At 40.8% G+C, this 12,371-nt stretch carries 10 protein-coding genes; 2 read left to right on the forward strand and 8 right to left on the reverse strand.

The features are described 5' to 3' along the window. Window positions 1-277: 277 nt before the first annotated feature. The 8 genes from FS458_RS00005 to dnaA form a co-directional block, all read right to left on the reverse strand. Window positions 278-1,396, reverse strand: coding sequence for an HD-GYP domain-containing protein (locus tag FS458_RS00005; protein WP_144696545.1), 1,119 nt, complete (start codon window positions 1,394-1,396; stop codon window positions 278-280). 89 nt (window positions 1,397-1,485) lie between these two features. Beyond that, the gene (gene gyrA / locus FS458_RS00010; RefSeq protein WP_144696547.1) at window positions 1,486-4,038 is read right to left on the reverse strand and encodes a DNA gyrase subunit A; all 2,553 of its coding nucleotides are present in this window, start codon (window positions 4,036-4,038) and stop codon (window positions 1,486-1,488) included. Between the two features lie 186 nt (window positions 4,039-4,224). After that, a complete protein-coding gene (gyrB, locus tag FS458_RS00015) occupies window positions 4,225-6,171 on the reverse strand; it encodes a DNA topoisomerase (ATP-hydrolyzing) subunit B (protein ID WP_144696549.1) in 1,947 nt (648 codons plus the stop codon). Window positions 6,172-6,203: 32 nt separating this feature from the next. Beyond that, entirely contained in the window at window positions 6,204-6,473 is a 270-nt protein-coding gene (gene remB / locus FS458_RS00020) for an extracellular matrix regulator RemB (protein WP_066399572.1), read from the reverse strand. A gap of 10 nt (window positions 6,474-6,483) precedes the next feature. Further along, a complete protein-coding gene (gene recF, locus FS458_RS00025) occupies window positions 6,484-7,605 on the reverse strand; it encodes a DNA replication/repair protein RecF (protein WP_144696551.1) in 1,122 nt (373 codons plus the stop codon). An 11-nt stretch (window positions 7,606-7,616) separates the two neighbouring features. Then, entirely contained in the window at window positions 7,617-7,832 is a 216-nt protein-coding gene (gene yaaA, locus FS458_RS00030) for a S4 domain-containing protein YaaA (RefSeq protein WP_066399568.1), read from the reverse strand. A gap of 326 nt (window positions 7,833-8,158) precedes the next feature. After that, entirely contained in the window at window positions 8,159-9,301 is a 1,143-nt protein-coding gene (gene dnaN, locus FS458_RS00035) for a DNA polymerase III subunit beta (RefSeq protein ID WP_066399565.1), read from the reverse strand. Window positions 9,302-9,473: 172 nt separating this feature from the next. After that, a complete protein-coding gene (dnaA, locus tag FS458_RS00040) occupies window positions 9,474-10,829 on the reverse strand; it encodes a chromosomal replication initiator protein DnaA (RefSeq protein ID WP_066399562.1) in 1,356 nt (451 codons plus the stop codon). Window positions 10,830-11,693: 864 nt separating this feature from the next. Between dnaA and rpmH the strand changes: the two genes are divergently transcribed. After that, window positions 11,694-11,828 carry a 50S ribosomal protein L34 gene (gene rpmH / locus FS458_RS00045; protein ID WP_007201576.1) on the forward strand — a complete coding sequence of 45 codons (135 nt, stop codon included), beginning with the start codon at window positions 11,694-11,696 and terminating at the stop codon, window positions 11,826-11,828. A gap of 190 nt (window positions 11,829-12,018) precedes the next feature. Further along, the gene (rnpA, locus tag FS458_RS00050) at window positions 12,019-12,366 is read left to right on the forward strand and encodes a ribonuclease P protein component (RefSeq protein WP_144696553.1); all 348 of its coding nucleotides are present in this window, start codon (window positions 12,019-12,021) and stop codon (window positions 12,364-12,366) included. Window positions 12,367-12,371 lie beyond the last annotated feature (5 nt).

The following is a 12,371-nucleotide window of genomic DNA, read 5'->3' on the forward strand; positions in this document are numbered from 1 at the left end:
TAAAACTGACGGAATTAATTCTTAATTCCTTACCTATTTCTTTTGTTCAGTTTTCAAAGAACTGTTTGTTTCGTGCACCGTTTTGTTTTGGCGACTTTAATAATATATCACGCTGAAGCACTAGAGTCAATAGCTTTCTTTAACTTTTTTCAAAAACATTTCATTGTGAAACATTTCATCGTGCTAACAGTTTATATTGTGCTGTTTCTGAGACAGCTTGATTAGTTTACCACGGTTGCCAACCCATGGCAATACCTAAATTAAAAAAACTTCTATCCTAGGATAGAAGCTCTTCTATAAACAGATCGTTGCGGTTTTTAAGGGCGATGATATCGCCGCTTGCCTCTAACTTAATCATTGGTCTGGTCGGTTGGCTTTCTTCTATAAATACGATCTCACCGATATCATAGTTTGTAAGTCTAACACGGCTGCCCACTGATAGAGTGGAAAGACCAGCTAACATGGCTTGCATCACTTGATGATCAAATTTCCCAAACTGATCTTTCATCATCATCTCCAGCACTTTAAAAGGAGACTGCTTGCTTCGGTAAGGTCGTTCGGCAGTCATAGCTAAGTAAACATCTGCTACAGCTAGAACTTTACTGAATGGATGAAGCTTATTTCCTTTTACTTTTAGGGGATAACCTGATCCATCTGTTCGTTCGTGATGTTGAAGAACACCGAGAAGGACACCTTCTTTAATAGAGGGAATCTTTTTCAGCATGTTGTAGCCTTGAATCGTGTGCTTCTTCACTTCATCAAATTCAGCTGTCGTTAATGACCCGCTCTTCTTAAGTAATGTAGGCTGTACTTTTGCCATGCCGCAATCGGACAGCACTCCCGCTAGACCGATCTGTATACAGTCTCCGCTAGAGAAGTTTAACTTTTTAGCTAAGAACGTGCTTAAGATGCCTACAGCTATTGAATGATGATACATATAATCAGCACTCGTAGCGTAGTGGTGCAGCAGCAGGATCTCTTTCGGTACACTCGATCCTTTCTCTAATACAGGTAGAACACTTTGCCGTACTTCAAGCATATCGACAGGACTGCCAGATTGCCAGTTTGTAAACAATTGTTTATAACGTTTTACCGTTTGCATGTACAGCGCTGGAAAAGAAAGCTCTTCTTTTTCAGGCGTTTGAGTATGTATTTGTTCTTCAGATATTCTCGCATCACTTCTATTATTCAGTGAATCTTTTACTTGACGTGTTGTGTTCACACCTGACGCTGATTCGTTCAAAACATCTATCTCATTGATCTGAAAACGAGTAAGTACGCGCAGATGCTCATTATTCAATCTCGTGTTTTTATTGACGATCGGCTGATTAGTCATCGAGAATACATCCTGAACCAGCATCTGTCCGGTCTTAGCTTGACTCGTTTTTATCCTCATACAAAAAGCTCCTTTTATTTGGAAGGTCATAATTTTATTTTACATATAAAAAAGAGGAAAATGTAGATTCATTTTCCTCTTTTTAGAAATTATTCGTTATTCTCTTCGTTTGTATCTGTTTCTGGAGCTGTCGTTTCTGCAGCAGGTGCTATACCTTCTTCACCTTCTGTAATGATTGGATTACCTTCCTCATCCAGCAACTCATCCGTTTCTTCTTCACGTTCTACAACAGCTACTGTTGCTACGTGATTCGTATCATTCATGGTCATCAACCTAACACCTTGAGTGTTTCGTCCCATTTGGGAGATGCCTGAGATGTTCATACGAATGATGATTCCTTTTGCTGTAATGATCATGAGGTCTTCTTCATCTGTTACAGTCTTAAGCGTAACAACCGGACCGTTCTTTTCAGTGATGTTCACCGTTTTGATCCCTTTACCACCACGTGATTGAAGACGGTATTCGCTCATAGGTGTACGTTTTCCGTAACCTCGGTCTGTAACGATCAAGATATCTTGTGTCTCATCTAAGACTTCCATACCTACAACCGCATCGTCATCGCCGAGAGTGATGGCTTTAACACCAGTTGCTGTTCTACCCATTGATCGAACGTCAGTCTCTTGATAACGGATCGACATCCCTTGCTTCGTTCCGACTATGATATCTTTTGTTCCATCTGTTAAACGAACACCCATCAACTCATCTTCTTCACGAAGGTTGATCGCGAAAAGACCACCTTTACGAATGTTGCTATAAGCTGATAACGGAGAACGTTTTGTGATTCCTTGCTTCGTCATGAAGTTAAGGTAGATCTCATCACTTTCCATATCTTCTACCGGAATGACAGCAGAGATCGTTTCACCTTGCTCGATCTGCAGCAAGTTGATGATTGGAATACCTTTTGCTGTTCTTCCGTATTCAGGAATCTCGTAGCCTTTTAGCCTATAAGCCTTCCCTTTATTTGTGAAGAACAGGATATAGTTGTGTGTATTTGTCGTAAACAGCTGTTCAACAAAGTCATCCTCACTCGTGCCCATTCCTTGGATTCCTTTACCACCACGACGCTGTGAACGGTAAGTAGAGATCGGAAGGCGCTTGATGTAGCCTTTGTTCGTTAATGTAATAACAATGTTTGAACGAGGAATAAGATCTTCGTCTTCAATACTATTAAATCCTACAGAGATGATCGTACGTCTAGGGTTGTCGTACTTTTCTTTAATCTCGATAAGCTCTGTACGAATAATCTCGAGAATTCTTTGTTCATCTGCAAGAATCGCTCTCAATTCTGTAATTAAAGCAACAAGATCGTTGTATTCGTTCTCGATTTTGTCTCGCTCTAAACCTGTTAAACGCTGCAATCTCATATCTAAGATAGCTTGAGATTGCTCGTAGCTTAGTTCAAACTTTTCCATTAAGCCTTCACGCGCAAGATCCGTTGTTCTGGATCCACGTATGAGTGCAATAACTTCATCCAGATGATCTAGTGCGATACGAAGACCTTCTAAGATATGAGCTCTTGCTTCTGCTTTTTTAAGATCAAATTCCGTACGGCGACGGATGATGACTTGCTGATGCTTCAAGTAATGATACAAACATTCTTTGATGTTAAGAACTTTTGGATGTCCATCAACAAGTGCAAGCATATTGATACCAAAGCTTGTCTGTAGAGCTGTCTGTTTATATAAATTATTTAAGATAACATTTGCATTCGCATCACGGCGTATCTCCATCACGATGCGCATACCATTACGGTCAGACTCATCACGAAGATCCGTGATACCCTCGATCTTTTTATCACGAACGAGCTCAGCGATCTTTTCGATCAAACGTGCTTTGTTTACTTGATAAGGAAGTTCCGTTACGATAATCGCTTGTTTTCCGCTAGGCATCTCTTCGATTTCTGCTTTTGCGCGGATAATGATAGAGCCTCTTCCAGTTGTGTACGCTTTGCGAATTCCTTCACGTCCTAGAATTTCACCTGCTGTTGGAAAGTCTGGGCCTGGGATAATTTCCATCAGTTCAGGAATCGTGATATCCGGATTTTCACTCACTGCTAAAATACCGTCGATAACTTCACCTAATTGATGCGGCGGAATGTTCGTCGCCATACCAACCGCGATCCCCGCAGCACCGTTAACGAGCAAGTTCGGGAAACGAGCAGGTAATACAACCGGTTCTTGTTCAGATCCATCATAGTTATCTTTGTAACCGATCGTGTCTTTGTTGATGTCACGCACCATTTCCATGGCGATCTTAGACATACGAGCTTCTGTGTAACGCATCGCTGCCGCTGCATCGCCATCGACCGAACCAAAGTTACCATGACCATCGATCAGCATGTGGCGGAAGTTGAAATCCTGTGCCATACGAACCATCGTGTCGTATACAGCAGAGTCACCGTGTGGGTGATACTTACCAATTACTTCCCCAACGATACGAGCAGATTTTTTGTATGCTTTATCAGCCGTCATACCAAGGTCGTTCATCGCATAAAGAATACGTCTGTGAACAGGCTTTAATCCGTCACGCACATCTGGCAAAGCTCGGCTGACAATAACACTCATAGCATAATCCATGAATGATGCTTTCATTTCCGTACTAATATTAATTTCTTTAATCCGGGAACGTTCCATTTCAGACATTCATTTTACCTCCATAACCTCTTTAGAACAGGTTTTTAAAGCCCCCTAATTTGGCGCTTAAACGCACCGAAACTGGACCTTGTCCAGCTTCAGTATCTTTTATGTTCAGCTTTCGCGGCGTTAACCGCTAAGCATTTTATATGATTATTTACTTTAAAGTAACTGCTTACCGCAGGCGTGCCTTACTTAAATATCTAAGTTCGTCACATATTGTGCGTTTTCTTGGATGAAATCACGGCGCGGTTCAACTTTGTCGCCCATTAAGATATCGAAAGTTTCATCAGCTGCCATCGCATCTTTCATTTCAACCTGTAGTAATGTACGAGTCTCAGGATCCATTGTCGTTTCCCATAACTGAGATGGGTTCATCTCTCCTAGACCCTTATAACGCTGAAGCTGCGGCTTAGGAACTTGCGGAAGTTCAGCCAGCAATTTTTCAAGCTCTTTATCGTTATAAGCATACTCGATACGCTTACCTTGCTGTATTTTGTAAAGCGGTGGCTGTGCGATATAGATATAGCCGTGCTCAATGATCGGACGCATATATCTGAAAAAGAACGTTAGAAGCAACGTACGGATATGTGCACCATCGACATCGGCATCTGTCATGATGATGATCTTATGATAACGAGCTTTCGTAATATCGAACTCATCACCGATTCCTGTTCCTAAAGCCGTGATGATCGCACGAACCTCGTTATTGGATAGAATCTTATCAAGTCGTGCTTTTTCAACGTTGATGATCTTACCGCGAAGTGGCAAGATCGCTTGGAAATGACGGTCACGTCCTTGCTTAGCCGATCCACCGGCAGAGTCACCCTCAACCACATAGATCTCTGAGATGCTTGCATCTTTTGAAGAACAGTCTGCAAGTTTACCAGGCAACGATGATACTTCTAACGCACTCTTACGTCGTGTTAATTCACGTGCTTTTTTAGCAGCAACACGCGCTCGCAGTGCCATCATCCCTTTTTCAACGATTGATTTCGCAACGACCGGATTCTCTAGCATGAAGGATGAAAACGTCTCTGAGAAGATGGATTCTGTGATCTGTCTTGCTTCAGAGTTTCCGAGCTTGGTTTTCGTTTGCCCTTCGAACTGAGGATCAGGGTGTTTGATCGAGATGATCGCTGTCAGACCTTCACGAACGTCTTCACCCGTTAAGTTCGTATCGTTGTCTTTGAACAGATTGTTCTTACGGCCATAATCGTTGATCACACGTGTTAGAGCTGTTTTGAACCCTGACTCGTGCGTACCGCCTTCATGTGTATTGATGTTGTTCGCAAACGAATAGATGTTACTTGCGTAGCTGTCGTTGTATTGGAATGCGATCTCAACCGAGATGCCGTCCTTTTCCCCTTCAACAAAGATCGGTTCTTCATGCAGCACTTCACGCGTACGGTTGATGTGCTCTACATAAGATTTAATCCCGCCTTCATAGTGGTATTCCTTTACAACCGGCTCTTCTTCACGCTTGTCTTCAGCAATAATACGAAGACCACGGTTCAAGTATGCAAGTTCACGAATACGGTTTGAGAGTGTAGGGAAATCATATTCTAATGATTCAGTAAAAATTTCAGGGTCTGGTTTGAAGTGAGTACGAGTACCTGTCTTGTCTGTTTCGCCGATAACTTTCAGATCTGCAGTCGGCACGCCGCGCTCGTAAGACTGATAATGCAGCTTTCCATCACGAGATACGGTTACTTCAAGCATCGTGGACAAAGCGTTAACTACTGAGGCACCAACACCATGCAGTCCGCCTGATACTTTGTAACCTCCACCGCCAAATTTTCCTCCGGCATGGAGAACCGTCATGATAACTTCTAGAGCTGGTCTTCCCATCTTTTCATGCATACCTACAGGGATCCCGCGTCCGTTATCTTCTACTGTGATGCTGTTATCTTCTTCGATCGTAATTCGAATCGTGTCACAATAACCTGCTAAAGCTTCATCGATTGAGTTATCGACGATCTCCCATACTAGATGGTGAAGACCGCGTACGTTCGTAGCACCGATATACATCCCTGGACGTTTACGGACGGCTTCAAGACCTTCGAGTACCTGGATATTACTTTCATCATAGTTTTGCTGTTGTTCTAACTGTTGTTCAGTCGTCAATTCGTTCACCTTCATTCCGGTTTAAAAACGCTTTATTTATAAAACCTTTATTTTATATTCCAGCCATTTTCAAGTTCGAGGCGATCAGAGGCTCTCTTTTTTAACGTAGAGGCAGAAAGAGGAGATAGATAGATCGTTTTATCTGTAATGATTACGGATTTAGCAGCATTTCCGCTTAAATCGGTCAATGTCTGATTGTTCTCATGCTTTTTAAGAAACTCTAAAGCTAACTCAGAAGCCTTTAACGCATTGATATCCAATATCGCCAGCACATCTTTTGAATGAATGACTTCTTCATCACCTAAATGCAAAAGCAATGTCCTCACCTCATTTCAAACGTTCTATAGAGCCTGCATGAACCTTGTAAGTTGCGGCTTTCTCGAGTGTTTCGTGGTGTATCCCTTCCACACTAGTCGTTGTAACAAAGGTTTGTACTTTACCTTGAATCGTATTTAAAAGATGTGATTGTCTGAAATCGTCTAGTTCAGATAACACATCGTCCAACAATAGGATCGGGTATTCCCCGACTTCTGAATAAATCAGATCGATCTCAGCGAGCTTCAAAGAAAGAGCAGTCGTTCTCTGTTGTCCTTGAGATCCGAATGTCTGCACGTCTTTTCCGTTCACTGAAAAAAGCAGATCGTCCCGATGAGGACCAAATAAGGAAGTTCCTCGTTCAATCTCTTTTTCTTTTATTTTACCAAACTTCAGATGAAACGCTTCTATCATTTTCGACAAGTCGAGCTCATCACATACCTCTATAGTTGGTTTGTAATGAATTTTTAAAGTTTCCAACCCTCTGGATATTCCATGATGGATCGGTTCTGCCCAACTTTGAAGCTTCTCCATGTATTTCATGCGTTTCAACGTTACTCTGGCTGCTTTATCAATAAGCTGTTCGGTTAAGATCTCGAGCATCGTCATGTTCTGCTGACTTTTGTTGCGATACATCTCTCTTAATAAAGAGTTTCGCTGAGACAAAATCTTTTGGTACACAGAAAGGTCATTTAAATAAACTGCGTTAACCTGGCCGATTTCCATATCGATAAAACGACGACGCACCTGTGGACTGCCTTTTACAAGATTAAGATCCTCAGGTGCAAACATAACCACATTTAGATGTCCAACGTAATCGGTTAACCGGCGTTGTTCGATACGGCTGATTTTCGCTTTTTTTCCTTTTTGTGAGATGACGAGACTTAAATCAAAAGAACTGTTTCTCTTTTTGATGCTACCCTCTATTTTAGCATATTCTTCGTCCCAAGATATCAACTCTTTATCTTTTGCTGTTCGATATGATCGTGCCATGGCCAAAACATAGATTGATTCCATAACATTTGTTTTTCCTTGTGCATTCTCACCTAGAAAAACATTGACTTTATTCTCGAACTCCAGAGACTGCTCTTTATAGTTTCTGTAATTCCTAAGCTGAAGCTTTTCGATATGCAAAGGGATACCCCCTATTCCGTTGTTACCTTGAACTCTCCTACTTCTGGAATGGACACAACATCACCCGCATATAGTTTCTTACCTCGGCGTGTTTCATGTTCTCCGTTCACAAGAACTTCATGTTCTGCTAAATACCATTTTACCATTCCTCCCGATTGGATGACATCGGTAGTTTTCAACAGTTGTTGAAGGGTGATGAATTCGGTGTTGATCTTTACGTTTTCCATTTTAAAAAAACCTCCTGGTTGTTTCTCTGGTGTGTTTGAAAGGTTGATCTGCGTTCCAGGTTGCTCGCTTTCCGCGGGGCAGGCGGTGAGCCACTTGCCGCTATGCGCCATTAAGTGTCTCACCTGACCGCTTGTCCCGCAGGAGTCTCGCACCTTCCACTCCGATCAATATTCGATGATGTGAAATAAACAAAAATTCAAAATTAAAATCCAAAAATCTGTTAGTGAAAATATTAGTAAAAACATGTCGCTCTTACTAGTTTCTCCAAAAAACGTTGGACTTAGAAAGAAAAGAAAGCCACCGGTGATTCCGGCAGCTTTATATTTTAGTAAGTTCTTACAGGCAGAATTAATTGTCGGATCGAATCGTCTGATACGGGTTGGATAAGAAACGGTCTCATCGCCCCTGTGAACAGGATGCTGATCTCTGTGCAATCCATAACTTTTAGAGCTTCCATCACATATTTTGCGTTGAATGAGATCTTTAGCTCTTCTCCTTCAATCTCCTCTGCGATCATATGTTCAAATACTTTACCGATTTCTGGAGAATTTGATGAGAGTTCGATTGTTTGGTTATCGAGTGTTGCTAGCTTCACGACGTTGTTTCTTCCTTCTCTTGCTAATAAAGAAGCACGGTCGATCGCTTGTAAGAATTCTTTTGTCTTCAGAACAAATGTTGTTTTGCTCTCTGAAGGAATTAATTTAGATGTATCCGGATAGTTACCGTCCAATAGTCTTGAGAACAATAAGATATTTTTTGCTTTGAACAAGATCTGATTGTTCGTTACAACGATTTGAACTTTTTCAGCATTCTCATCCAGAATTTTTGAAAGTTCGTTCAAACTCTTTCCAGGAATGACGACGTTCTGGAAGGAAAGTTCTTCACTTTGAGAATCGATCGGCATTTTACGTTCAGCCAAGCGATGACTATCTGTTGCAATACAGTTTAGTACACCGTCAGTTAACGTCCAGTTAACACCTGTTAGGATAGGGCGTGTTTCTGAGGTGGACACCGCAAAGACAGTTTGGCGGATCATTGCTTTTAGAAGATCACTTTGAATCTCAAAGACTAAGTTCTCTTCGATCTGCGGTAATCGAGGGTATTCTTCAGGATCTAATCCTAAAAGGCTGAATTCAGAAGCGCCTGAACGAAGAGTCGTTTCAAAACGCTCACCTACTTCAATCTCAACGGAATCGTTCGGAAGTTTTTTAACGATTTCTGAAAAATAACGAGCAGGAAGTACAACACTTCCTTCTTGCTTCACTTCGATATGTACAAGATCTCCTTCTTCAACCGGTATCAGTCGTTCAATTGAAATATCAGAATCACTACCAGTCAGATGAACACCGTCATATGTGACTTCCATTTTGATTCCTGTCAGAATCGGAATTGTTGTTCTTGAAGATACAGCTTTCATTACATCTTGAACAGCTTCGATCAACTGGTTTAACTGAATCTTAACTTTCATTATTTTGCCCCCCTGATATTTATTAAAATCTTTTAAAAAAATAGTAGTAATAGTACTAGGCGCTGTGAATGTGTGGATAACCCTAGAAAACAAAGATAGAACAGCCTATCCACATGTGGACAGACTGTGTATAAAGTAACTGCAGTTATTCACAGTATTCAGTGTTGTTTATTTAATTGGATTTCAGCTGATCATGAATTTCTTGCACTTTTCTTTGCAGAACATGATCCGTAATCAGCATAGTAGAGATCTTTTCGTGAGCATGAAGAACCGTTGTATGGTCGCGACCTCCAAATTCCTCACCTATTTTAGGTAAAGAGTTATCGGTTAGTTCACGAGAAAGATACATCGCGATCTGCCTAGGAAAAGCTACAGATTTTGTTCGTTTCTTTGCTGTGAAATCTTCTAGCTTCACATTGTAATGCTTGCCAACTACTTCTTGTATATGGTGAATCGTCAAAGTTCTTGGCTTTGCAGAAGGAATAATGTCGCGAAGTGCTTCTGCTGCAAGATCTGCATTCATATCTTGGTTGATGAGAGAAGAATAAGCAACAACACGAATGAGTGCACCTTCTAACTCTCTAATGTTCGTATCAATCTGATTAGCGATATAAAGCATTACTTCGTTTGGAATATCAAGGCCTTCTGCTTTCGCTTTTTTACGCAGAATTGCAATACGTGTTTCTAAGTCAGGAGGTGTGATATCCGTAATAAGTCCCCATTCAAAGCGAGAACGAAGTCTGTCTTCTAATGTCGGAATCTCCTTTGGAGGTCGATCACTAGAGATGACAATCTGCTTACTTTCTTCATGAAGTGCGTTAAACGTATGGAAAAATTCCTCTTGGGTTTGTTCTTTTCCTGCAAGGAACTGAATATCATCTATTAAAAGCACGTCCACACTGCGAAATTTGTTGCGAAACTCAACTGTTTTATTGTCACGAATCGAGTTGATGAACTCGTTCGTAAATTTTTCTGAAGACAGGTAAACAACCTTAGCCCCAGGATTATGTTCCAATACATAATGGCCGATTGCATGCATAAGATGCGTTTTTCCTAAACCAACGCCCCCGTAAATAAATAGCGGATTATAAGCTTTTGCAGGTGCTTCGGCAACAGCTAATGAAGCGGCATGAGCAAAACGGTTTCCTGAACCGATAACGAATCGGTCAAACGTATATTTTGGATTCAACATACTTTGAGAAACTTCTTCGTGAGGCTCATTTGCTGCTTTTGGGGCTTTTTTCATTGAAAGTTCCAGATCTAAGTCTAGTTCTGTCTGATTTTGTGGAATGATGAACTTTACGTCAAGTGCTGCTCCTGTTACGTCCAGCAGCGTCTCAGAAATGATACCTGCATATCTGGATTCCAGCCAGTCACGGGCAAACTCATTTGGCGCAGTAATTACGAGCGTATCATTTTGTAATGCATGAGCCGTTGTTGATTTTAACCAAGTCTCAAAGCTAGGCTTACTGACTTTTGTTTCGATCGCAGCAAGTGCTTTAGACCATAGGTCGTTTATGTTTTCCAACCAATTTACCCCCCTTATCTCTTTCGAATCATCCTATTTCAGAAGTCATTTCCCTGTTGTATAAGAATTGTACACCCAGTGAATACCTATGAGTAAAAATAAAAAGTCCACACCTTATGTGAATGATAATTAATATAGTAGATAATAGGATTATGAACAGTAAAACCTTGTCTGTGGACAACCTTTATAACAGCTTTTAAAACCTGTCCACAAGTTTATCCACAGGTTGTGAATAACTTTATTAGCTGTGCAGGTTGTTAACGAGTTAAAACACAACTAGCATATCAAAAATAATCAGGCTTGGCAACGAGTTATTGTTACTTATCCACAACGCCCATACCTTGTGTAGAAAAGTTGTCCACAACACTAGATTTTGTGTAAAACGTGTCGATAATTGGTGTGGATAATGAAAATCATGTCGAAAAAGATGTCCACAGGTTAGGTCATGAAGATTTTGGTGAAGCTTGTAGAAGGATTATATGGAGCTATTGTTGTCCTGTGATAATTGGGAAGCTGCAGTGGATCGTAAGCTCTGCAAACTTTGTGTTGATTTTAAAAGAGTGTTTTGTTTTTATATTTACTTCGTTGGTTTGTTGATTAGAGTGGAAGGTGCGAGACTCCTGCGGGACAAGTGGCTCACCGCCTGCCCCGCGGAAAGCGAGCAGCCTGGAATGGAAATCAACTACTTTCAAGAACTTTACTAGCATTTCGAAACAGAGAGCTTCCACTTTCAAAGGCATTCAAAGGCAAAAAACTTGCAAATAAACACAAACTTAAAATCCAACTTGACAAATTTATGGGTCAGTCATTATACTTTATTAGACTGTCTTTTATAAGAGATATCCTCAGGGAGGTGTAATATACATGAAACCTACATTTCAACCAAACAACCGTAAGCGTAAGAAGGTACATGGTTTCCGTGCACGTATGGCTACTAAGAACGGTCGTAAAGTTCTAGCTCGCCGTCGTCAAAAGGGAAGAAAAGTGTTATCCGCATAGGCCACTGACATCAGTGGTCTTTTTTTACTTTTATAGAGAGAATTTTGCTCACTCCGAGTCAGTGTTTTCTGTACGAGGTCGTTTTTTCAAAGTTAAAGGTTTTATATGAAGAAAACAGGCCGATACTGGGTGATGATCGCAACAAAAAGACTTTGGAATGGGATTGCATAATTGATGGAGTGTTAAATGAATGAAGAAAGAACAGCGCATCAAAAAAAATGAGGAATTTCAAGAAGTCTTCAAAAAAGGAAAATCAACGGCTAATCGCCAATTTGTAATATACAGTTTAAGAAAAGAAGATCAGCCTATTTTTCGAATCGGTCTTTCTGTCAGCAAAAAAGTTGGAAAAGCCGTTACGAGAAACAGAATTAAACGATCGGTTAAAGAAATCTTCCATAAATATAGTGAACAGCTTCTTTCAGGCAGGGATTACGTGGTTATCGCGAGAATACCTACTGCTAACATGGACTTTCACGAGATGGAAAAAAGTCTGCTTCATGTTTTGAACAGAGCAAACGTATTAAAAAAGAGGGTGTAAGAAAA

The sequence above is a fragment of the Fictibacillus phosphorivorans genome, from assembly GCF_007673525.1.
In the GTDB taxonomy this organism is placed as follows: Bacteria; Bacillota; Bacilli; order Bacillales; family Fictibacillaceae; genus Fictibacillus; species Fictibacillus phosphorivorans_C.

Coding starts and splice junctions, on each gene's coding strand:
- rpmH (WP_007201576.1), top strand. CDS start 11,694: ATGAAACCTACATTTCAACCAAACAACCGTAAGCGTAAGAAGGTACAT.
- gyrB (WP_144696549.1), bottom strand. CDS start 6,171: ATGAAGGTGAACGAATTGACGACTGAACAACAGTTAGAACAACAGCAA.
- FS458_RS00005 (WP_144696545.1), bottom strand. CDS start 1,396: ATGAGGATAAAAACGAGTCAAGCTAAGACCGGACAGATGCTGGTTCAG.
- gyrA (WP_144696547.1), bottom strand. CDS start 4,038: ATGTCTGAAATGGAACGTTCCCGGATTAAAGAAATTAATATTAGTACG.
- dnaN (WP_066399565.1), bottom strand. CDS start 9,301: ATGAAAGTTAAGATTCAGTTAAACCAGTTGATCGAAGCTGTTCAAGAT.
- yaaA (WP_066399568.1), bottom strand. CDS start 7,832: ATGGAAAACGTAAAGATCAACACCGAATTCATCACCCTTCAACAACTG.
- rnpA (WP_144696553.1), top strand. CDS start 12,019: ATGAAGAAAGAACAGCGCATCAAAAAAAATGAGGAATTTCAAGAAGTC.